This window comes from Streptomyces sp. NWU339, from assembly GCF_003143855.1.
GTDB lineage: Bacteria > Actinomycetota > Actinomycetes > Streptomycetales > Streptomycetaceae > Streptomyces.
This window is the reverse complement of the sequence record NZ_QFRK01000019.1, coordinates 24,524-46,470: the sequence shown is the minus strand read 5'-3', so window position 1 is coordinate 46,470 and position 21,947 is coordinate 24,524. Positions and strand designations below refer to the sequence as shown.

Annotated in this window: 19 protein-coding genes; 6 read left to right on the top strand and 13 right to left on the bottom strand. The window is 71.0% G+C overall.

Annotated features, from left to right (window positions below; genetic code table 11):
* Positions 1–32: 32 nt before the first annotated feature.
* Genes pcaD through pcaH form a run of 4 tightly spaced genes read right to left on the bottom strand, consistent with a single transcriptional unit; the run spans position 33 to position 3,896 of the window.
* Entirely contained in the window at positions 33–1,160 is a 1,128-nt protein-coding gene (gene pcaD / locus DIZ27_RS22400) for a 3-oxoadipate enol-lactonase (RefSeq protein ID WP_109380230.1), read from the bottom strand.
* The gene (gene pcaB, locus DIZ27_RS22395) at positions 1,157–2,509 is read right to left on the bottom strand and encodes a 3-carboxy-cis,cis-muconate cycloisomerase (RefSeq protein WP_109380229.1); all 1,353 of its coding nucleotides are present in this window, start codon (positions 2,507–2,509) and stop codon (positions 1,157–1,159) included. The genes pcaD and pcaB overlap by 4 nt, the downstream gene beginning before the upstream one ends.
* A complete protein-coding gene (gene pcaG / locus DIZ27_RS22390; RefSeq protein WP_109380228.1) occupies positions 2,506–3,111 on the bottom strand; it encodes a protocatechuate 3,4-dioxygenase subunit alpha in 606 nt (201 codons plus the stop codon). Before pcaG ends, pcaB begins: the two co-directional genes overlap by 4 nt.
* A gap of 5 nt (positions 3,112–3,116) precedes the next feature.
* Positions 3,117–3,896 (bottom strand): protocatechuate 3,4-dioxygenase subunit beta, encoded by a 780-nt coding sequence (gene pcaH, locus DIZ27_RS22385; protein WP_109380227.1) that lies wholly within the window; start codon positions 3,894–3,896, stop codon positions 3,117–3,119.
* Between the two features lie 364 nt (positions 3,897–4,260).
* Between pcaH and DIZ27_RS22380 the strand changes: the two genes are divergently transcribed.
* Positions 4,261–4,719 (top strand): MarR family winged helix-turn-helix transcriptional regulator, encoded by a 459-nt coding sequence (locus DIZ27_RS22380; protein ID WP_109380226.1) that lies wholly within the window; start codon positions 4,261–4,263, stop codon positions 4,717–4,719.
* A gap of 51 nt (positions 4,720–4,770) precedes the next feature.
* Here DIZ27_RS22380 and DIZ27_RS22375 read toward each other — a convergent pair whose 3' ends face one another.
* Complete coding sequence (locus DIZ27_RS22375; RefSeq protein WP_109380225.1) at positions 4,771–5,775, bottom strand: DUF3048 domain-containing protein; 1,005 nt, start codon at positions 5,773–5,775, stop codon at positions 4,771–4,773.
* A gap of 235 nt (positions 5,776–6,010) precedes the next feature.
* Between DIZ27_RS22375 and DIZ27_RS22370 the strand changes: the two genes are divergently transcribed.
* Complete coding sequence (locus DIZ27_RS22370; RefSeq protein ID WP_109380224.1) at positions 6,011–7,201, top strand: zinc-dependent alcohol dehydrogenase; 1,191 nt, start codon at positions 6,011–6,013, stop codon at positions 7,199–7,201.
* A 129-nt stretch (positions 7,202–7,330) separates the two neighbouring features.
* Here the strand turns inward: DIZ27_RS22370 and DIZ27_RS22365 are convergent, their stop codons facing one another.
* Together DIZ27_RS22365 and DIZ27_RS22360 are read right to left on the bottom strand one after the other, a co-directional pair.
* The gene (locus tag DIZ27_RS22365) at positions 7,331–9,514 is read right to left on the bottom strand and encodes an OmpL47-type beta-barrel domain-containing protein (protein ID WP_109380282.1); all 2,184 of its coding nucleotides are present in this window, start codon (positions 9,512–9,514) and stop codon (positions 7,331–7,333) included.
* Between the two features lie 14 nt (positions 9,515–9,528).
* Positions 9,529–12,048, bottom strand: a complete 2,520-nt coding sequence (locus DIZ27_RS22360; RefSeq protein WP_375231994.1) for a ThuA domain-containing protein — start codon at positions 12,046–12,048, stop codon at positions 9,529–9,531.
* A gap of 259 nt (positions 12,049–12,307) precedes the next feature.
* Here DIZ27_RS22360 and DIZ27_RS22355 point away from each other — a divergent pair, with 259 nt between their 5' ends.
* From DIZ27_RS22355 to DIZ27_RS22345, 3 genes are all read left to right on the top strand, one after another.
* Positions 12,308–13,291: a multicopper oxidase domain-containing protein gene (locus DIZ27_RS22355; RefSeq protein ID WP_109380222.1), complete on the top strand. Its 984-nt coding sequence runs from the start codon at positions 12,308–12,310 to the stop codon at positions 13,289–13,291.
* Positions 13,292–13,374: 83 nt separating this feature from the next.
* Positions 13,375–14,415 carry a LacI family DNA-binding transcriptional regulator gene (locus DIZ27_RS22350; RefSeq protein WP_109380221.1) on the top strand — a complete coding sequence of 347 codons (1,041 nt, stop codon included), beginning with the start codon at positions 13,375–13,377 and terminating at the stop codon, positions 14,413–14,415.
* Positions 14,416–14,577: 162 nt separating this feature from the next.
* On the top strand, positions 14,578–14,823 hold the full coding sequence (locus DIZ27_RS22345) for a WhiB family transcriptional regulator (RefSeq protein WP_109380281.1): 246 nt from the start codon (positions 14,578–14,580) through the stop codon (positions 14,821–14,823).
* 88 nt (positions 14,824–14,911) lie between these two features.
* Here DIZ27_RS22345 and DIZ27_RS22340 read toward each other — a convergent pair whose 3' ends face one another.
* The 5 genes from DIZ27_RS22340 to DIZ27_RS22320 form a co-directional block, all read right to left on the bottom strand.
* The gene (locus DIZ27_RS22340) at positions 14,912–15,886 is read right to left on the bottom strand and encodes an acyl-ACP desaturase (protein WP_109380220.1); all 975 of its coding nucleotides are present in this window, start codon (positions 15,884–15,886) and stop codon (positions 14,912–14,914) included.
* Between the two features lie 181 nt (positions 15,887–16,067).
* Positions 16,068–16,844, bottom strand: coding sequence for a dimethylargininase (gene ddaH / locus DIZ27_RS22335; protein WP_109380219.1), 777 nt, complete (start codon positions 16,842–16,844; stop codon positions 16,068–16,070).
* 211 nt (positions 16,845–17,055) lie between these two features.
* A complete protein-coding gene (locus tag DIZ27_RS22330; protein WP_109380218.1) occupies positions 17,056–18,672 on the bottom strand; it encodes an ABC-F family ATP-binding cassette domain-containing protein in 1,617 nt (538 codons plus the stop codon).
* 336 nt (positions 18,673–19,008) lie between these two features.
* Positions 19,009–20,238, bottom strand: a complete 1,230-nt coding sequence (locus tag DIZ27_RS22325; protein WP_109380217.1) for a GDSL-type esterase/lipase family protein — start codon at positions 20,236–20,238, stop codon at positions 19,009–19,011.
* Positions 20,239–20,328: 90 nt separating this feature from the next.
* A complete protein-coding gene (locus DIZ27_RS22320) occupies positions 20,329–20,745 on the bottom strand; it encodes an SsgA family sporulation/cell division regulator (RefSeq protein WP_109380216.1) in 417 nt (138 codons plus the stop codon).
* A gap of 234 nt (positions 20,746–20,979) precedes the next feature.
* Between DIZ27_RS22320 and DIZ27_RS22315 the strand changes: the two genes are divergently transcribed.
* On the top strand, positions 20,980–21,696 hold the full coding sequence (locus tag DIZ27_RS22315; protein WP_109380215.1) for an endonuclease V: 717 nt from the start codon (positions 20,980–20,982) through the stop codon (positions 21,694–21,696).
* Here DIZ27_RS22315 and DIZ27_RS22310 read toward each other — a convergent pair.
* The gene (locus tag DIZ27_RS22310) at positions 21,693–21,899 is read right to left on the bottom strand and encodes a hypothetical protein (protein WP_109380214.1); all 207 of its coding nucleotides are present in this window, start codon (positions 21,897–21,899) and stop codon (positions 21,693–21,695) included. The genes DIZ27_RS22315 and DIZ27_RS22310 overlap by 4 nt on opposite strands.
* Between the last annotated feature and the right edge of the window lie 48 nt (positions 21,900–21,947).

The following is a 21,947-nucleotide window of genomic DNA, read 5'->3' as shown; positions in this document are numbered from 1 at the left end:
CGCCCCTTCACGGCCCCCGGACCCCGGGCCCGTCACGACGTGCCGTCGGCCTCCTCCGCCAGTACCCGCTGGGCCGTCGCGAAGGCCGAGTTGGCCGCCGGCACGCCGCAGTACACCGCCGTCTGCATCAGCACTGCTCCGATCTCCTCGGGGGTGAGCCCGTTGCGCAGTGCCGCGCGGACGTGCATGGCCAGCTCGTCGTAGTGGCCGTGCGCGACCAGCGCGGTGAGCGTGATCATGCTGCGTTCGCGGCGGGTGAGCGTCGGGTCGGTCCAGATCTCGCCCCAGGCGTAGCGCGAGATGAAGTCCTGGAATTGCGCGGTGAACGCCGTCTGCCGGGCCTGGGCCCGGTCCACGTGCGCGTCCCCGAGAACCTCGCGCCGTACCCGCATCCCGCTGAGCGCGTCCCCGCCGAAGTGGGCCCGCAGCGCCGTCAGCACCGCCTCGGGGCGCTCCGCCGGCGCCAGATGAGAGGCGCCCGGGATCTCCACGAGCCCCGCACCCGGCACCGCGTCGGCGATCTCGCGCAGATGCGCCGGGGGCGTCGCCGGATCCTCCCGGCCGGCCACCAGCAGGGTCGGCACCCGGATCTGTGCGAGGTGCTCCCGCAGATCGAACGCGGCCAGCGCGTCACAGCAGGCGGCATACGCCCCGGGATCGGCGTCCCGGTGGTCGCGGACCAGCTCCGGCACCGTGAAACCGGGCGTGAACCAGCGGGCGTTCGCATTCTCCGCGAGTCCCGAAAGCCCCTCGCTCCGTACCAGCGCCGCCCGTTCCTCCCACGCCTTCGAGCCGTTGAAGTGCGCCGAGGAACAGATCACGGCCAGCGACGGCACCCGCTCCGGGTGACGCACGGCCAGTTCCAGCCCCACCGCTCCGCCCAGCGACACGCCCGCATAGGCGAACCGCTCGATGCCGAGCGTGTCGGCGAGCCCGATCACCAGATCCGCCAGCTCACCGACGGTCGCGCCGGGACCGATCAGTCCGGCCGCCGAACCGCCGTGCCCCGGCAGGTCCCAGCGGACCACCCGGTGCGTGATCGACAGCTCGGGCGCCACCTTGTCCCACAGGGCGTACGACGTGCCCAACGAGGGACCGAGCAGCAGCGGGGGAGCGGAACTGGGCCCCTCGACAAGGTGGTTGAGGACGGTGTCGGTCACGAGCGCTCCAGTGCACGGTCGGTGAGAGGTCCGGCAGAGCCGGTGTAACGGGTGGGGTCGGTCGCGGCGGCGAGGTCGATGTCCTTCAGTTCCGGCAGTTCGGCCGACTCGATCTGTTCGGCGAGGAGTTCACCGAGGTCGCGGCCCTCGGTGTAGGCGCGCCGCGCCAGGCGGGTGAGCAGTTCCTTCGCCCGGCCGCGACCGAGTACGGGCGCCAGCTCCGCGGACAGCCGCTCGGAGACGATCAACCCGTGGGTGAGGCCGAGGTGTCCACGCATCACGTCCGCGTGCACCCGCAGCCCCTCGGAGAGTTCGGCGGCGTCCCGGGCCGCTCCACCGGTCAGGCGGAGCAGGTCCCGCAGCGGTTCCCACTCGGCGTGCCAGGCACCGGCCGGCCGCTCGTCCTCGGCCACCAGTGAGCCGTACAGCGTGGCCGCGAGCTGCGGTGCGCGCCGGGCCGCCGCCGCGATCAGCGTCGAACGCACCGGGTTGGCCTTGTGCGGCATGGCCGAGGAGCCGCCACCGCTGCCCTCGGAGACCTCCGCGATCTCGGTGCGGGAGGAGGTGAGCACGTCCGTCGCGAGCTTGCCCAGCGCCCCGGCGGTGAAGGCGAGGGCGCCGGCGAGATCGGCGACCGGAGTGCGCAGCGTGTGCCAGGGGAGAGCGGGCGGACACAGTCCGAGCTCCCGGGCGTAGAGCGCGGGGAGCGCGGTCGCGTCCGTCGCCCCGTACGCCGTGAAGGCCGCCAGGGTCCCGGCGGCACCGCCGAGTTGGGCCGGCAGCGAGGCGCGTACGGCCGTCGCACGGTCGCGGGCGTCGAGCACCAGCGACCGCCACCCGGCGGCCTTCAGCCCGAACGTCGTCGGCACCGCGTGCTGGGTCAGCGTCCGCCCCGGCAGTACCGTGTCGCGGTGCTCGGCGGCGAGGACGGCCAACGCCCGCTGGCAGCGGTCGAGGTCGTCGAGGAGCGGGCCCAGCACGCGGTGGGCGACCAGCATCATCGCCGTGTCCATGATGTCCTGGCTGGTCGCGCCCCGGTGCACGGAGGGACCGTGCTCCTCGCCGACCGCCCGGGTCAGGTCCGCGACCAGTGGGATCACCGGGTTCCCGCCGCCCCGCGCACGCTCGGCGAGGGACGCGGGGTCGAAGCGCCCGGGGTCGGCGGCCACCTCCGTGACCGCCGCCGCGGCCTCGACGGGGACGAGCCCCGCGGCCGCCTGCGCCCGGGCCAGCGCGGCCTCGGCGTCCAGCAGCGCCCGCAGCACGGCGTCGTCCCCGGTCTCGGCGGCGGCCGGGGAACCGGCCCACCCGGGGGCGAGCAGACCGGTACCGGTGTCGGGTGATGTCACTGGAACTCCAGGAAGACCGTCTCGCCCTCGCCCTGAAGGCGGATGTCGAAACGGTACGTCCCGTGGCCCTCGTCCACCGCGATCAGCGTGTCGCGGCGGTCCGCGTCGAGCCGGGACAACAGCGGGTCCGCCGCGAGCACGGCCTCGTCGCCGGGCAGGTGGATCCGGGTGAACAGATGCATCAGCAGGCCCCGCGCGAACACGCACACACTGAGGTACGGCGCGTGCTGTCCCCGCGCCCCCGGCCGCAGCGTACGCACGTACCAGTGGCCGTCGGCATCGGTCTGGATCCGGCCGAAGCCGGTGAACTCCACCCCGTTGCGGCCCAGGAAGTCGCCGCTCGCCGGGTCCCGCCGCATCGAGCCGTCGGCCGTCGGCAGATTGCCCTCCGGATCGGCGCCCCACACCTCCAGCAGTGCGTCCGGCAGCGGGTTGCCCTCGCCGTCGTACACGTACCCGTGCACGGTGACGGTCTCCGGGTGGCCGAGCGGTGCGATGTCCTCGCCGCCGCGGAAGGGCAGCGCGTAGCCGTAGAACGGGCCGACGGTGTGCGAGGGGGTGGGCAGCACGTTCTCCGGACTGTTCGTGTCGATCTTCGTCATGGTGGTCAGCGCCCTTCTTCCATCCAGGTGGCCCGCGGTCCCTCGAGCACGATGTCCCAGTGGTAGCCGAGGGAGAACTCCGGCACCGACAGGCTGTGGTCGTAGGTCGCCACCAGCCGCCGGCGGGCCGCGTCGTCGGTCACCGACTGCAGGATCGGGTCGTAGGGGAAGAGCGGGTCGTTGGGGAAGTACATCTGCGTCACCAGCCGCTGGGTGAACGCCGACCCGAAGACGGAGAAGTGGATGTGCGCCGGGCGCCACGCGTTGACGTGGTTGCGCCACGGGTACGGACCCGGCTGGATGGTCGTGAAGCGGTAGAAGCCGTCGGCGTCGGTCAGGGTGCGACCGGCGCCGGTGAAGTTGGGATCCAGCGGGGCGTCGTGCTGTTCCCGCTGATGGGCGTACCGCCCGGCCGAGTTGGCCTGCCAGATCTCCACCAGCTGGCCGCGCACGGGACGCCCGTCGCGGTCCAGCAGCCGCCCGGAGACGGTGATGCGCTCACCGACGGGCTCGCCGTCGTGGTGGCGCGTGAGGTCGTTGTCGACCACGGTGATGTCCCGCTCACCCCAGGCGGGGGAGGACAGCTCCACCAGCTCCGGGTCCTTGGACACGTCGACGGCGATCGCCGGCTGCTTGGGGTGGCGCAGCACCGAGGAGCGGTACGGGGCGTAGTCGCGGCGCGGATGGTGCTCGACCGGGGCGCCGCCCGCCACCCGCTTCTCGTACGCGGAGTGCTCGGCCGCGATCTCCTGGTCGATGTCGTGCTGGGTGAGTGCGTTCGTCACGACAGTCCCTCCACAACGGTCGGTCCGGCTCCGGTCGGGGCGGTGCTCCCCTCGACCACCTCCGCCACTGCCTCCGCTGCGGAGGCCAACACCTTGTCCATCAGGAAACCCCATCCCTTCCAGTCCGGCCGACCGGATGCGCACCGGTCCGCGGCCGTGTGTCGTCGGTACCGAGATAATCAGGGCACTGATTATTTTCGCAGCAGTCCTTCACGCTGTCATCGCTGGGCCGAAGCGTCAATACCCTCTTCTGTCCAGCGGCGATGTCTTCAGGAGGCGATGTCTTCAGAAGCCGCAGACAGGTCAGCCCTCGCGCAGGTATTGTTCAGTGCACCAACTAAACGACATAGGGCAGGGGGCGTACATGGCAGCGGTGGACCTCACCAGCCATCCCGGGCATCTGGCCCGGCGGCTCCAGCAGGCGCACCACCTGCTGTGGAACACGATGGTCTCCGAGGAGATCACCTCGCCGCAGTTCGCGGTCCTCAACGCGCTCGTCGCCGAGCCCGGCCTGGACCAGCGCACGGTGGGGGAGCGGGTGGGGCTCGACCGGTCCACCATCGCCGAGGTGATCGGCCGGCTCCTCCGGCGGGACCTGCTCGACAAGGTCCGTGATCCGCAGGACGGCCGCCGCTTCCTGCTCCGGCTCACGGACGACGGCCTGCGCACCCACCGCAAGCTGGTGGTGCGCACCGCCCGGATGAACCAGGTCTTCCTGGCCCCGCTGGGCGACGACGAGCAGGCCGCCTTCTTCGAGCTGATCCGCCGGGTGGCGGACGCGGCCGAGGGGCTGCGCCACCCCGCCGTCCCGTCGAACCGGTGAGGCGGTGAGGCGGCGGCGTGGTCGCGACGCCGGGTGACGGCCCCGCGCTGATCAGGGGGCCTTCGCGTACACCACCCACACCTGCCCCCGCGCGAAGTTCACCGGAGCGCCGTCGTTCGTCGTGAACGAGGTGCCGTCCGTGGCGTCCGGCCTGCTCCAGCGGACCTCGTGGGCGCGCCCGTCGCGCAGCACGGTGGCCTCCCCGGAGCCCACCGTCTCGGTGTACGGCGTGTTGTTGCCGAGGCGGTCGCGGTAGTCGGAGGGGCGAACGGTCACGTACTGCACGACGACGGTCGCGGGCGCCAGCCGCTCGCCCCGCGGGGTGACCGCGGGATCGCCGTCCATCGAGACCAACCAGCGGTCGCGGGCGTCGGACCAGGTGAAGGCGAAGCGGGCCGCCGGATAGCGCACCGTGTGCGTGGCCTCGGGTGTGCCGCCCCGGGGCGGCGGACCCTGGTGGAAGCCGGTGGTCAGCGCGGATCGGCCGGGCGGGTCGTCCAGGAGCCGCCGGGGGTGCAGGTAGAGGTTGTGCGGGGAGGACCGGTCGGTGGCCCGGTCGTAGACACCCGCCTTCGATCCGGGCGTCCCCGGGGTCAGGGCCTCCAGCGGAGCCTCGTCGATCAGCGGCAGCAGTCTGCTCTGCGCCCCGGAGAACGCCAGGATCGGCCGGTCGAACTGGCGCAGCAGCTCCAGATCGGCCTCCCGGGCGCTGCGCACCGGCCCCACGGACTCGGGCAGCCGGGTGGAGTAGACCGCCATCAGCCGGCTCAGCCCGCCCTCGACCTGCTCGACGTACACCACGTCCGCCGCGTCCAGGCCCGTTTGCGGCCGGGCCGCAGGAGTGTTGTCGAGCTTCACGGCGAGCACCGGAGGGCTGCCGGTCCCGTCCGGCCGCGGCTCGAGCGGCGACGGCCCGCGCTTTCCGCGCCCGTCGTCGACCGGTCCGTCCGAGGCCGTGCAGCCGGCCGCCAGACCGGCCGCCAGGAACACCGCCAGCAGTGCTCTCGCCGTTGCCGTGCGCCGTGCCGCGCGTCGTGTGCGCGTCCCTCGTCCCATGCCCACCGTCGCCACCCTGCCCGCCCTGAATCATCAGTTGTCTTGATTTTGCGCTTTTCTGATCGTCGGTGGCTATGCCTGATCAATGACGGTCCCGCGCGGTGGCTTCCGCCGATCGGCCCAGGGGCGCGCGGTTCGGCACGGACCGCTCGGGTACCCGGGACCCCGCACGAAGAAGCCACGAAGAAGCACAGCGGCAACGGCACACCGGCCACCACGAAGGGAGCGGGCGGCGATGAGGGCAGTGACCTGGCAGGGAAAGCGGGACGTCAGGGTGGAGAACGTGCCCGATCCCCGGATCGAGGAACCCACGGACGCCGTCATCCGGATCACCTCCACCGGCCTGTGCGGCTCCGACCTGCATCTGTACGAGGTGCTCACCCCGTTCATGACCCCGGGCGACATCCTCGGCCACGAGCCGATGGGCATCGTCGAGGAGGTCGGCGCCGCCGTGCCGGACCTCCAGGCCGGCGACCGGGTCGTGGTGCCGTTCCAGATCGCCTGCGGCAACTGCTGGATGTGTCTCACCGGCCTGCCCACCCAGTGCGAGACCACTCAGGTCAGCGCCGAGGGCATGGGCGCGGCCCTGTTCGGCTACACCCGCCTCTACGGCGCGGTGCCGGGCGGCCAGGCCGAGTACCTGCGGGTCCCGCAGGCCCAGTACGGTCCCATCAAGGTTCCCCAGGGGCCGCCCGACGACCGGTTCGTCTACCTCTCCGACGTGCTGCCCACCGCCTGGCAGGCGGTCGCCTACGCCGATGTCCCGAAGGGCGGCAGCATCGCCGTGCTCGGCCTCGGTCCCATCGGCGACATGGCCTGCAGGATCGCCCAGCTCAAGGGAGCCGGCCGGGTCTTCGGCGTGGACCTGGTCCCGGAACGCCTGCACCGGGCGCGTGACCGGGGCGTGGAGACCTTCGACCTGCGCTCCTTCGACGACGAGAAGGAACTCGTCACGGCCCTGCGCGACCAGACCGACGGGCGTGGGCCCGACGCCGTGATCGACGCCGTCGGCACCGAGGCGCACGGCAGCGCGGCGGCCCGCATGGTGCAGAACGCCTCCGCGCTGCTGCCCCGCAAGCTGAGCGGTCCCATGGCGGAACGCTTCAGCGTCGACCGGCTCGCCGCCCTCCACACCGCGATCGAGATGGTGCGCCGCGGCGGCACCATCTCGATCACCGGCGTCTACGGAGGCATGGCCGACCCGATGCCCATGCTCACCCTGTTCGACAAGCAGATCCAGATGCGCATGGGGCAGGCGAACGTACGCCGCTGGAGCGACGAGATCATCCCCCACCTCACAGACGACGACCCCCTCGGCGTCGAGGACTTCGCCACCCACCGCGTGCCGCTGTCGGACGCGCCCCGGGCCTACGACATGTTCCAGCGCAAGCAGGACGGCGCGGTCAAGGTGCTCATGCAGCCGTGAGCCCGAAGACGCCGGGGGAGCCCAGTCGGGGCCGGCCGAGCCGGGTCAGGAAGCCCGGGCCCGCGGCTTCCTGACCGTTGATCAGCTCAACTCGGTTCGGCTCGGCTCGGCTCCTTGGTCAGTGCCGTCTCACGGCAGTTCCTTGATCCGGACGTCCCGGTACGAGACCACGTCGGTGGTGCCGTGGACCTGGAGCCCGACGTAGCCGGAGGCGAACCGCCGCCCGTCCGTACCCGGGTCGTCCGAGCGCGGCGGGGTGAAGTCCTGGCCACCGGTGTTGTCGAACTCGTTGATCAGCACACCGTTGCGGTAGACCGAGTAGTGCTGGTCCACCACGCGGATCTCGTAGTCGTTCCAGGTGCCCTTCTGCGTCACGCCCGCACCGGCCAGGCCCACCCGGTCGAAGCCGTAGACCGAGCCCGTCTTGTACATGTCGCCGGTGGGGGAGTCGAACACCTGCACCTCGTGCCCGTACTTGATGGCGACCCACTCCGGCCGCGTCTCCTCCGGATGGTCGTGCACCTGCGGGAACCGCACGAACACACCGGAGTTGGCGTTGCCGGTGCCCGGCGCGTCGTCCCGCCACTGCAGCTTCAGCGAGAAGTCGCCGTACTTGCGCTCGGGGAACCACAGCATGCCGAGTCCGGCCCTGGTGGTGCCGGAGGTGATCGACCCGTCCGGGTTCAGCCCGAACGAACCCCCGCCCACCTGCTGCCACTTGGCGAACGACTCCGCACTGCCGTCGAGGATCGTGCGGTAGCCCTCGGTCTGGCCCGGCTTGCCGATCCCGGACTGGCCGGCCGCCGTGTTGATCGCCCGGTGCTCCCGCCGGTCGACGACTCCTTCCTTCTCGAGCTTGTCCAGCACGCCCTTGACGTGCTTCAGGAACAGCGCGTGGGACGTCCACTCCTTCTCGTCCTCGATCAACTCGCCGATCCGGCACCGGTTGTTGGTGACCCGGTTGGGCACACCCGAGTCGACCTCGCCGACGAACACCGTCAGCCGCTCGTCGAACTCCGGGCAGGGCGGTGGGGGGACCTGGCCCGACACGACCGTGAAGCTCACCGTGAGCGGGGCGGAGGTGTTGCCCGCCTTGTCGCTCGCCCGGTAGGCCAGGGTGTGCCTGCCCACCCGGTCGACGACCACGGGCGCCGTGTACGCCAGGTAGGGCCCGCCGTCGAGCGAGTACTCGATGCCGGCGACGCCGGAACCGTGCCCGTCGGTGGCGCTGACGGTCACCTTCGCGCTGCCGACGTACGCCCCGTCGGAGTTCTTCGAGCCCGCGACGGTCACGCCGGTCACCGGCGGGGTGGTGTCCTGCGGGGGCGCGGAGACGACGGTGAACTCGACGCTCTTCTCGGCCGCCGCGTTACCCGACTTGTCCGTGGCGCGATAGCGCACGGTGTGCGTACCGACCTGATGCACCATCACCGGGCCGGTGTACGCCCGCCAGGCGCCGGAACCGATCGCGTACTCGATGGTGTTGACACCGGAGCCCGTGTCGGAGGCGGTGACGGTGACGGTCGCCATGTCGATGTACGCGCCGTCGGCGTTCTTCTCACCGTCCACCGTCGCCGAGGTCTCCGGTGCGGTGGTGTCGTCCGTCGGCGGGGCGACGACGGTGAACCCGACGCTCTGCTCCGCCGAGACGTTGCCTGCCTTGTCCAGGGCGCGGTAGCGCACCGTGTGCGTACCGACCTGGTCGACGACGACCGGCGCGGTGTACGGCTGCCAGGCGCCGTCGGCGCCGATCGCGTACTCGATCCGGTCGACGCCCGAGCCCCCGTCGGTCGCCGTGACGGCGACACTCGCCGAACCGACGTAGGCGCCCTCGGCGTTCTGCGCGCCGGTCACCTCCGCGGTCGCCTCGGGCGCCGTGGTGTCCTCACCGCTGCCCTCGGTCACCACCAGGATGCCCTGCATCTGGCCGTGGCCGGGGATCGTGCAGTGGTAGAAGTAGCGGCCCGGGGTGAGCGTGACCTCGGCGGTGTACCGGCCTTTCTGGGCGTCGTTGGGGTTGGCCAGGATGTTGAGCTGGACGTCGTTGTTGAACTCGGGGTCCGAGGTGACGAACGTCAACGTGTGTGGCATACCAGTGGTGTTGCCGGTGGCCACGCTGTTCTCGAAGACGATCGTCGCCGGTCCGGCCACCGCGGTCGCCGGTGCCGAGAGGTACTTGTCGATGTCGTTGCCCGCGGTCCAGGTGAGTACCTGGTCCGCCGCCTTGGCCCCGGAGGCCTCGGTGTCGTCGGCCGCAGAGATGCTCTGCAGCCCGAGCGTCATGAGCAGGGCGGCCAACAGGGCGGCCCAGATTCTGCGTTGCCGTATCACTGGGTTCCCCTCGCCAGCTGACCGGCGGCCGGGGTCGGGCCGCCGCCCTTGTAGGTGACCCGCCACAGCGCGGACTTGGCGTCCGAGGTGAAGAAGCCGCGGCCGTAGTCGAGGACGTACAGCGCGCCGTCCGGACCGAACTTCCAGTCCATCAGGTTCTTGATGCCGTCGTTGCCGATCGGCACGATCTTCTTCAGGGACTCCGAGTGCACCGGCAGTCCGCCGTCGCCCTGGGTCTTCGGGTTCATGAGCACCGCGTTGCGCGGCTGGTCGGCGTCGTAGAAGTCGCCGACGAACCACTTGCCGTCCCAGTAGGCCGGCCACTTGGTGTCACTGCCGTTCGCCTCGTCGAAGCGGTAGACGGGCCCGTTCATCGCGGCCTGCCCGCCGCCCTTGAGCCAGGGCAGCTTGTAGGTGGTCTCCTCCTGCTTGTAGGAGGGGACGCCGTTTCCGTCCCGGGGAAAGACCGGGCCGCCGCCCTGCGGCGAGTACCAGATGTTGTTGCCGGTCACCGGAGGCAGGTTGACCAGGCCGTCGTTGTTCGGCGACTCGTTCTTCGGGCGGTCGCAGTCGTACCAGCCCAGCGGCTGGGACGGATCGGGCAGATTGCGGTCCCGGTAGGGCTGCTTGTCGCCCATGCAGTACGGCCAGCCGCGGTTGGACGCCTTGGTGATCGCGGCGAAGGTGTCGTACTTGGCCGGGCCCCAGGTCGTCGACGGCTGCCCCGCGTCCGGGCCGACCCAGCCGGCGTAGAGCACGTCGGTCACCGGGTCGACGAAGATGCGCGCCGGGTTGCGCACACCCATCACATAGATCTCGCCGCGCGTCTTGCCGCCGCCCTCGGCACTCTCCTTGCCGGTGAACAGATTGCCCTCGGGGAGCGTGTACGTCCCGTCCGGCTCCGGGTGGATGCGCAGGATCTTGCCGTTGAGGTTGTTGGTGTTGCCGGCCGTGCGGCGCGCGTCCGCGAAGGAGACGCCCTTGAAGTTCGGCTCGGGGTTGTTGCCCGAGTAACCGCCACTGAAGCCACTGGAGTTGTTGTCACCGGTGGCGATGTACAGGTTGCCCTTGGAGTCCCAGGCCAGCCCGCCGCCCGCATGGCAGCAACTGTGGATCTGCACTGGCCAGTCGAGCAGCACCTTCTCGCTGCGCAGGTCCAGCTTGCCGGTGGACTCGTCGAACGTGAAGCGGGAGACCCGGCGGTCGGCCATGCGCTTGACGCGGTCGATCTCCGAGTGGGGGGTGTAGTGCAGATACACCCATCCGTTCCGCTCGAACGCCGGGTCCAGCTCGATGCCCAGCAGCCCCTCCTCGACCTTGACCAGTTCGTCGCCGCCGCCCTTGTTCCCGAAGACGGTGAGTGCGCCGGCCAGGGTCACCTTCCCGGTCTTCGGGTCGTAGACGTGGATCTCGCCCTTGCCCTTGCCGATGTCGGGGTTGTTCCAGTCGGTGACCACCGGCTGGGAGGAGTCGGCGCCGCCGCGGCCGATGTAGAAGACTCGGCCGTCGGGAGCGGTGACCAGCCCGTGCGGCTCGCCGATCTGGTCGTTCTGGCCCGGCTGGTTGGGCCGGGTGAGCCGCTCCGCCGCGTAGTTGCCGTTGATCGTCGCCTTGCAGTCCGCCTGGACGAGCCGCGTGGTCCACAGCAGGGCGCCGCGCAGATGGTCACGGAAGTCGCTCTCGTCGTACGACGACACCGTGCCGCCCATCCCGGTGTAGAAGGACCTGCCGCCGTCGTAGTCGCGGCACCAACTCACCGGGTGGTCTGCTCCGTTGGCGCTCGTTCCGGGCTGGTAGGTCGACTCGCGGACCCTGGCCACGGTGTGCACCTCGCCGGACGGGTTCTTCGTCCAGTTCAGCCACTTGTCGGGCCGTTTCCACTCCTGCGGCAGGCTCTTGGTCGCCGGATGCCGCCGGTCGCCGACCTCGACGGTCGCTCGCTGGGCGCCCGCCGGGCCGGACGCGGCCGGACGGGCGCCGATGAGACCGGTGAACCAGTCCGAGTACGGCTCCGCGCGGGCCGCGTCATGAATACCGAGGAACCCGCCGCCGGCCTCCATGTAGGCCTCCAGGCCCGCCTCCTGGGCCGGGTCGAGGACGTCACCGCCGCCGGTGAGGAACACGATCGCGTTGAAGCGGCCCAGCCTCTTGTCGTTGGTGAAGACCGAGGCGTCGTCCGTCGCGGTGACCTCGAAGCGCTGGTTCGCCGGGCCGGACAGTCCGATCTTCTCGATCGCCTCGATCCCGGCGTTCACCACCGGCGACTCGTCGCCGGCCGCGGCGGAACCGTGGAAGAGCAGCACCCGCACGTCCGCGCCACCCGGAGGCGACTTGATCGACATCGTTGTCAGGGCCGGGTCGTCGTCCGGGCGCGCGCTGGCGGCGGGACCCGACAGCAGTCCGGCGGCGACGACTCCGGCGGTGACGGTCGCCGCCCACGTCCTTCGCCCCGCTCCGGTCCTTCTCGTGCTTCTGGTGCCTCTTGTGCCTCTTGTGCTCAACCCCTTTAAGCGCATGGGTTCTTGATGCGATGTGAACCGCATGTGGCCACCCACCCCTCTTCGGTCGCAGCGACAGCGTCAAGGAAGCTAGACCTCTTTGTGCCACACGCCAATACCTATGGCCGCAATGAAACGAACTTTGTCCTGAGTGTGGATAAACAAGAGGGTGGCCGGTACGGTTTTCCAGGTTCATGACAGCAACATCACGGCCATTGTGTTCACGTCTCTCACGGATCCGCACCATCAAGTCCCTTACCAGTAGGGAGAGTTCGGCATGCAAAGACGCGACTTCAACCGGCGGGTGCTGCTGGGCGGCGCGGTCGTCGCGACATCGATGTCCCTGGGGCCCGAGGCGGTCAGCGCCTCCACGCCGGCGAAGACCGCGCCCGCCGGCGGCGAGGTGAGGCGCATCAAGTTGTACGCCGAGCGACTGGACGGCGGAGGGATGGGCTACGGCCTGGAGAAGGGCAAGGCGTCCGTCCCCGGCCCCCTGATCGAGCTCAACGAAGGCGACACGCTGCACATCGAGTTCGAGAACACCATGGACATACCGGTGAGCCTGCACGTCCACGGCCTGGACTACGAGATCTCCAGCGACGGCACCAGGATGAACCGCAGCGACGTCGCCCCCGGCGACACCCGCACCTACACCTGGCGCACCCACAGACCCGGACGGCGCGCGGACGGCACCTGGCGCTCCGGCAGCGCCGGCTACTGGCACTACCACGACCACGTCGTCGGTACGGAACACGGCACCGGCGGCATCCGCAACGGCCTGTACGGAGCGGTGATCGTACGGCGCAAGGGAGACGTCCTGCCGGACCGGACGCACACGATCGTCTTCAACGACATGACGATCAACAACAGGCCCGCCCACACCGGCCCCGACTTCGAGGCCACCGTCGGCGACCGCGTCGAGATCGTCATGATCACGCACGGCGAGTACTACCACACCTTCCACATGCACGGTCACCGCTGGGCCGACAACCGGACCGGCATGCTCACCGGCCCCGACGACCCGAGCCAGGTCATCGACAACAAGATCGTGGGCCCGGCGGACTCCTTCGGCTTCCAGATCATCGCGGGGGAGGGGGTGGGGGCGGGCGCCTGGATGTACCACTGCCACGTCCAGAGCCACTCCGACATGGGGATGACCGGGATGTTCCTGGTGAAGAAGCCGGACGGCACGATCCCCGGCTACGACCCGCACGAGCACGGCCACGGGGCCGTGGGGGAGGGCGAGGCGCACGAGCGCTGACGGGCGGCACCCGCGAGAGCGCTCTCACCTCTGCCGCGACCGGGGCTATCCTGATCCGCAGCCGCAGGTGAGGAGCCGCCGACGTGACCGAGACAGTGCCGCGCCCCACGCTGGAGGCCGTGGCCGCGCGGGCCGGGGTCTCGCGGGCCACCGTCTCCCGCGTGGTCAACGGCGCCGACGGCGTCACCGAGCCCCTGGCCGAGCGGGTCCGGCAGGCGGTGGACGAACTCGGCTACGTGCCCAACCGGGCGGCCCGCAGCCTGGTGACCAACCGCCACGACGCCATCGCCGTCATCGTCGCCGAACCGGAGAGCCGTGTCTTCGCCGACCCCTTCTTCGCCCGCCAACTGCGCGGCATCAGCAAGGAGCTGACGGCACACGACAACCAGCTCGTGCTGCTGCTCACCGAGGGCCGGGCCGACCACGCCCGGGTCGCCCGCTACCTGGCCGGCGGCCATGTCGACGGCGCGCTGGTGTTCTCGCTCCACCTCGACGACCCGCTGCCCGAACTGATCCAGCGCGCGGGCGTCCCGACGGTGTTCGGCGGCCGGCCCGGCTGGTCCGGCGGCAGGGACGGCGTCGTGTACGTCGACAGCGACAACCGGGGCGGTGCCCGCGACGCCGTACGGCACCTGCTCGGCCTCGGCCGCGGCCGGGTCGCGCACATCACCGGCGCCCTGGACCAGACCTCGGCGGTGGACCGGCTGGACGGCTTCCGGGACGCCGTGGTCGACGGCGATCCGCGGCTCGTGGCGGAGGGCGACTTCACCGTGGCCGGCGGCGAGCGGGCGATGCGGGAACTCCTGGAGCGCTGCCCCGACCTGGACGCGGTCTTCGCCGCCAACGACCTCACGGCGGCGGGCGCGCTGCGGGTGCTGCGCGAGCACGGGCGGCGGGTGCCGGACGACGTGGCGGTGGTCGGCTTCGACGACATGCTGCCGTTCGCCGAGCAGACCGACCCCCCGCTGACCACGGTCCGCCAGGACATCCTGGAGATGGGTCGGCTGATGGCCCGGATCCTCCTGCGCGGACTCGACCGCACCGTCCGCACGCACGACACCGTGGGAGGCGACCCCGCCGGTGTGATCCTCCCGACGACGCTGGTACGCCGCGCCTCCGCGTGACACGTCCCCGCGCGCCGCCGTGCGTTCCGGCGTCCGCGCGGGCATCGTTCGTGCGGTGGTCGGCGGTGGTCGGCGGTGGCCGATGGAGGCCGGCGGTCCTCGGCGTGGCGCGTTGAGCCGGCGTTGATCGAACGTTTTTCGACGGTCGGCACGCTTTCGACCATGCACATCGACACCATCGCGTCGCCCGAACTCGCCTGGCAACAAGAGGCCCTGTGTGCGCAGACCGGAGGCGACTTCTTCTTCCCCGAGCCCGGCAGCTCGGTACGTGAGGCCAAACGGATCTGCGGTATGTGCCCCATCCGCGCCACCTGCCTCGACTACGCCCTGACCAACGACATGCGCTTCGGCGTCTGGGGCGGACTGTCGGAGAAGGAACGGCTGGAGTTACGGCGTACGCCTCACTAGTGCCTGCCGAGGCACTGGAGGGAACGGCGGGCCGCCCGGTCTGCCCGGGCGGCCCGCCGGTGTCTGCGGGGAGGGAGAGAGCGCGAGGTCAGCCGGCCGCGCGCGCCGCCATCCGGGCCTTGCGGGCGGCGAGCTTCTCGTCGAACTTCGCCGCCTCGGAGTCCAGACCGCCGAGGAACATCCCCAGTTCCTCCTGGGCCTGACGGCCCTCGGCGCCCAGCCCGTCGATCTCCATGACCTTCAGGTGGCGGATCACCGGCAGGAGCACGTCGTCGTGGTGGATGCGCAGGTTGTAGACCTCGCCGATCGCCATCTGCGCCGCCGCCCGCTCGAAGCCGGGAATGCCGTGCCCCGGCATCCGGAAGTTCACGACGACGTCCCGCACCGCCTGCATCGTGAGGTCGGGGGCGAGCTCGAAGGCCGCCTTGAGCAGGTTGCGGTAGAAGACCATGTGAAGGTTCTCGTCGGTCGCGATGCGGGCCAGCATCCGGTCGCAGACCGGGTCACCGGACTGGTGGCCGGTGTTGCGGTGCGAGATACGGGTGGCCAGCTCCTGGAACGCGACGTAGGCGATCGAGTGCAGCATCGAGTGGCGGTTGTCCGACTCGAAGCCCTCGCTCATGTGGGACATGCGGAACTGCTCGAGCTTGTCCGGGTCCACTGCCCGCGAGGCGAGCAGGTAGTCCCGCATCACGATGCCGTGCCGGCCCTCCTCCGCGGTCCAGCGGTGCACCCAGGTGCCCCAGGCGCCCTCCCGGCCGAACAGCGTGGCGATCTCGTGGTGGTAGCTCGGGAGGTTGTCCTCGGTCAGCAGGTTCACCACCAGGGCGATCCGGCCGACCTCGGTGACCTTGGACTGCTCCTTCTCCCATGCCTCGCCGTCCTCGAAGAAGCCGGGGAAGTTACGGGCGTCGCTGAACGGCACGTACTCGTGCGGCATCCAGTCCTTGGTGACCTTCAGGTGTCGGTTGAGCTCCTTCTCGACCACTTCCTCCAGCGCGTACAACAGCCGGGCGTCGGTCCACACGGCCGGGCTGCCGAGGTGGGGAGAAGTGATCGACATGGGGTGCTCCAGGGGGGACGGGGGCAGACAAGGGGGCGTCGGCGGGCGGCGCCGACGACCTACGGGATCGTAGGCTACGAAACCGTAGGTTACGAAACCGTAGGTTAAGGGCGCCATAAAGGCCGCAGATCAGGGGGGGGTACGCGTGTCGGCCAGGAGCCATACGGGAAGGGACCACCCGTCAGGCGTGCAGGTCCCGGAGCCGGACCGAGAGACAGGTGACGCAGCCCTCGAGCTTCTCGAACTCCCCGATGTCCACCGGCACCGGCGCGTACCCGAGGTCCGCGAACAGCTCCGCGGTCTTCGGGGCGCTCGCCGCCATCAGCAGCCGGTCCCCGCCGAGCAGCACCACGTGTGCACCGGACTCCTCCGGCACCGGAAGGAAACGGGGGAACAGCGACGGCGCGTCCAGGTTCGGGATGTGGCCGACGACCGTCCCGTCCGGCAGCGCCGTCACCGCCGACTTCAGGTGCAGCACCTTGTTCACCGGCACGGCGACGACCCGGGCGCCCAGCGGTTCGAACGTCGCCCGGAGCTGCTGGATCCCGGCCGCGTTGGTTCTCCCGCCCCGGCCCACGTACACGGTGTCGCCGATCTTGAGCACGTCCCCGCCGTCCAGGGTGCCCGGCTCCCAGATCCAGTTCACCGAACAGCCCAGCGCGGCCACGGCCTCCTCGACCCCGGTGGTCTCCGGGTGCCGGGACTCGGCACCGGACCGGGCGATCAGGGCCACGTTCCGGTACATGACGACCGTGTCCTCGACGAACACGGAGTCGGGGCAGTCGTCGGCCGGGTCCACCTCGACCGTCTCCCAGCCGTGGCCGCGCAGCACCTCGGTGTACGCCTCCCACTGCTCCACCGCGCGGTCGACGTCGACGCCCTCCCGCTCGATGTGTGTCACCAGCCCTTCGGCCAGTCGGGGACCGGGACGGCGGACGAGGGCCTTCTTGCTGGACACGAGCGTGACTCCGTATCGGACGGGGCAGGTCTGGCGCCGTCACCGAGGGCGCCGGTGGGCCGGCCGGTCTCCCACGGATGGCCGCGCAGCCATCATGCAGGGAGAAGCCGGTCCGGGCCACCCCCGGCGGCGACGAGATCTACCACCGGTAACCAGACGTGCGGTTCTGGTCCGTGCCGTCCCGACCCATGCCGGTGGAGGGCCGGGCCGGTCAGCCGACGGCGTCCGGTGCGGTCTCCCTCAGTTCTCCCTCCTCCAACAGCAGCCATCGCGTGATCCCGACCGACTCCAGGAACGGCAGGTCGTGGCTGGCCACGATCAGCGCCCCCTCGTAGGACTCCAGGGCCGTGGTGAGCCGGCGGACGCTCGCGATGTCGAGGTTATTGGTCGGCTCGTCCAGCATCAGCAGCTGGGGCGCGGGCTCGGCCAGCATCAGCGCGGCCAGTGCCGCCCGGAAACGCTCACCGCCGGAGAGCGTCAGCGCCTTCTGGTCGGCACGGGCGCCCCGGAACAGGAAGCGGGCGAGCCTCGCCCGGATCCGGTTGTTGGTGGCACCCGGCGCGAAGCGGGCCACGTTCTCGGCGACGCTGAGCTCGCCGTCGAGGACATCGAGCCGTTGCGGCAGGAACCGCAGCGGGACCTGTGCCGTCGCCTCGCCGGACACCGGCGGGAGCTCGCCCGCGATGGTGCGCAGCAGCGTCGTCTTGCCCGCGCCGTTGCGTCCGATCAGCGCGACCCGCTCGGGACCCCGCAGCTCGAAGTGGCCCTCCACCCGGGCGCCGTAAGCGAGTTCCAGACCCCTGAGGGTGAGGACGGTGCGCCCCGGTGGTACGGCGGTGTGCGGCAGGTCGACACGGATCTCGTCGTCGTCCCGTACGGCCTCCACCGCCTCGTCGAGTCGCTCCTTGGCTCCGGCGAGCTTCTCCTCGTGCATGATGCGGTGCTTGCCCGCGGACTCCTGTGCCGCGCGCTTGCGGGCGCCCATCACGATCTTCGGTTCGCGTTTGCTGTCCCACATCTTCTGCCCGTACCGCTTGCGGCGGGCCAATTTGACCTGGGCGTCCGCCAGTTCACGCTTCTGTTTGCGCAGATCCGACTCGGCGACCCGCACCATGCGTTCGGCCGCCTCCTGTTCGATCGTGAGTGCCTCCTCGTAGGCCGAGTAGTTGCCGCCGTACCAGGTGACTTCTCCGGAGCGCAGATCGGCGATCTGGCCGACCAGTTCCAGGAGTTCGCGGTCGTGGCTGACCACGACCATGAGGCCCGGCCAGTCCTCGACGGCCGTGTACAGCCGTCTGCGTGCGTACAGGTCGAGATTGTTGGTGGGTTCGTCGAGCAGCAGTACGTCGGGCCGGCCCAGCAGCAGCGCGGCCAGCCGCAGCAGCACCGACTCGCCGCCCGAGACCTCGCCGATGGTGCGGTCCAACCCGATGTGTCCGAGGCCGAGTTCCCCGAGGGTGGCCAGGGCGCGCTTCTCCACGTCCCAGTCGTCGCCGACGGTCTCGAAGTGCGCCTCGGCCACGTCGCCCGCCTCGATGGCGTGCAGTGCGGCGCGCTGCGCGGCGATGCCGAGCGCGTCGTCGACCCGCAGCGCGGTGTCGAGCGTCACGTTCTGCGGCAGGTACCCCACCTCGCCGGCGACGCGTACGGCGCCGTCGGCCGACCGGAGTTCACCGGCGATGAGCTTCAGCAGGGTTGATTTTCCCGACCCGTTGACGCCGATGAGTCCGGTCCGGCCGGGACCGAAGGCGGCGTCGAGGCCCTCGAAGACGGGGGTGCCGTCGGGCCAGGTGAAGGACAGGGAGGTACAGGTGATGGATGCGGGCATACGGGCCTCCGCGCGGTTGCGTGGTGTGGTCGGGTGCAAACGCGTATCGAGACACCGCGGGACGACAGGCCGGGCGGGAGGGTCCGGGCATGAAAAAAGCCCTGCTCCGCAAGGACGGCTCGTACGCCGAGGTCGCACGCGGCGTGCACACCACACAGGTGTGACGCGGTGTCTCAGGACCTCAGACGAGCAACGTCCCTCTCCGATCGACGGCAACAGAAGCGCTATGAAAGGTACGAGAGGCCGGATTCGCTGTCAACGCGTTTTCGGAGTGGCGGAGTGGCGGAGAGGGGGAGAGGGGGCCAGGCGGAGGGCCGGAGGGGCCGGCCGGGCGGCTCAGCCGGCGAACGGCCCGCCGTCGCCGAAGGCCAGCTTCGCGAAGCGCTCGCCGATGCGACGGTGCGTGGCGGCGTCCGGGTGCAGCGCGTCGGGCAGCGGCAGCTCGGCGTGGTCAGCCTCGCCGTAGAGCTCGCGACCGTCCAGGTGGTACAGGTTCGGGTCGTCGGCGGCCCGCTGCTCCACCAGCCGGGCCAGCTCCTCCCGTACGACGTTGAGGGTGAGCTTGCCGGCGGCCCGTTCCTCGGGGTTCCCCATGGCCGCGAATCGGAGCCGGCCCTCGCCGATGGTGCTGAAGTCGGGGACGCTCGGGCCCGGGGTGTCCTCGTGGATGGGACACAGGATCGGCGAGACGACCAGCAGCGGCGTCGCCGGATGGCCGTCGCGGATGGTGTCGAGGAAGCCGTGTACCGCCGGTACGAAGGCACGCAGCCGCAACAGATCGGCGTTGACCAGATTGATCCCGATCTTGACGCTGATCAGGTCCGCGGGGGTGTCCCGCATCGCCCGCGCGGTGAACGGGTCGAGCAGCGCGCTGCCGCTCAGCCCCAGATTGACCAGGTCCACCCCGCCGAGGGAGGCGGCCAGCGCCGGCCAGGTGGTGGTCGGGCTCGCGGCGTCGGACCCGTGGCTGATCGAGCTGCCGTGGTGCAGCCACACCCTGCGGTCCCCACCGGCCACCGGCTCCACGGGGGCGTCGGTGCGCAGGGCGACCAGCTGGGTCATCTCGTTGTGCGGGAGCCAGATCTCGACGCGCTTGTCATGGTCCGGCAGCCCGGTGAAGCGGGCGGTGCCGACGGGGCCCGGCCGCAGGTCGGCGGAGCCCGTGGCCATGTTCACCAGCATGACGTTCCCGCCGGTGACCTCGGCCTGCCCGGCAGGTTCGCCGTCGACCAGCAGGTCGTAGAGGCCGTCCGGACGGGGCGGGGCGCCCTCGTAGGCCATCTTGGTGCGGAGCGCGTCCAGCTCGACGGCGGTGGCCCGGGTGCGGAACACCAGCCGGACGCCGGACGGTTGCGCCTCCGCCATGTTCAGCTGACCGTCGGCACCCTGCGCGCGGGCCCGGGCGGGCAACCGGTGCGGCTGCACCCCCTGCGCGGTCCGTTCCAGTTCGAGCGCGCCGCGCAGCAGCTCCTCGGTGAGCGGGGTGGTGATCCAGCCCGCCGCCGGGGGCGTCGGCGTGGCGCCGGGGGCGGGGGCGCGAGGGTCGCGGGGGACTGAGGCACTCATGATCGCAGGTTGTCAACGGGGTGGACGGTCCGCAAACGCTTTTCCGGGCGCGGGCGCCCATCGGGCGCCCGGCTCGCCCCACGCCGTGGCTCAGCAGGCGTCGCGGATCAGTTCCGCGAGGCCGTGGTCCAGGTCGAGCTGAAGGTGCTCCAGGCCGACCGGCACGAGTTCGCCGGCGGCCTCGAGGAATCTGCGGATCTCGCCCGAGCGGACATGGACGACGGCGGTTCCCTCGGGCGCGTGGAACTCCAGCACCGTCCGGTCGTAGCCGTACGGCCGCACCCGTACGTCGCCGTGGCCCTCGGGTTCCTGCAGCCCCGCGGTGAGCAGTTCGCGGGCGAAGGTCCAGCAGACCTCGACGCCCTCCAGGGTGGCGGGGGCGGGGAAGGTCATGCGCACGGCGAACGGGTCGCTCCGGTCGTAGTGCAAAGTGGCGGGAATGCTCGGCATCCGCGGCGCGGCGGCGACGAGCCGGGCCTCGACGGGCTGCTCGATGACGGTGGACAACGCCTTGCTCCCTCGTGACGGCTGAACGACGGCTGAACGGCTTCCGGGCGGATAGGGCGGCCTACTCAAAGAGACGACGGAATCAGCCAATCCGTGCCCGCCGGAACAGAGTGACCTCTGTCACCGCCTTCATGCGTCCAAGTGGCCAAAGTCTCCCGGCGGGTGGTGTGCGCGGCTTGCGCGGGACCCCGCCCCGCCGCGAAAAGATCCCGGGCCCGTAGGCTCGTCGCCACCATGACGAGCGTACGCATCCCCGCGGACTGGCCCACGACCGAGGAGCAGGCCCGCGCGGTCCAGGACGGACTGCGCGGGCGGGTGGTGCTCGACGAGCCCGGCCCGCCGCCCGGAACGGGCCGTGTCACCGGGGTGGACGTGGCGTACGACGACGAGCGGGACCTCGTCGCGGCGGCGGCCGTGGTCCTGGACGCGGGCAGCCTGGAGGTCGTGGCCGAGGCCACGGCCGTCGGCCGGATCTCCTTCCCGTACGTTCCGGGCCTGCTCGCCTTCCGGGAGATCCCCACCGTCCTGACCGCCCTCGACGCCCTGCCGTGCCCGCCGGGACTGGTCGTCTGCGACGGCTACGGACTTGCCCACCCCCGCCGCTTCGGCCTCGCCAGCCACCTCGGGGTGCTCACCGGCCTGCCGACGATCGGCGTCGCCAAGAACCCCTTCACCTTCACTTTCACGCCCCCGGCGGCCCCGCGCGGCAGCACGGCTCCGCTGCTCGCCGGGGCCGAGGAGGTCGGCCTGGCCCTGCGCACCCGGGACGCGGTCAAGCCGGTCTTCGTCTCGGTCGGCCACCGCGTGACCCTCGCCAACGCCCGCGCCCACACCCTCGCGCTGACCCCCGCGTACCGCCTCCCGGAAACCACCCGCAGGGCGGACGCCCTGTGCCGCCGGGCCCTGCGGGAGGCGGGGGGTGCGGGGGAGGCGGCGGGCGCCGACGCCTAGGCGGCTCCCTGCCGCTCGTCCTGCTCGATGCGCCAGCGCCCCACCTCGCGGTACTCCGAGTCGTAGATCTCCGCTCCGTCCCCGGGCTCCATCGGGTAGTGGCGCAGGTTCCCGCCCCAGTACCGCAGAATCCGCCCCAGCTCACCCACGGGATCCTCGGCCAATGCCTCGTCGTCCATGCTCACTTCGAGAAGAAATCGCATGCCCTCGATTGTTTCATTGAACTTCCCTTTGAGACTTGGGTGAAAGGC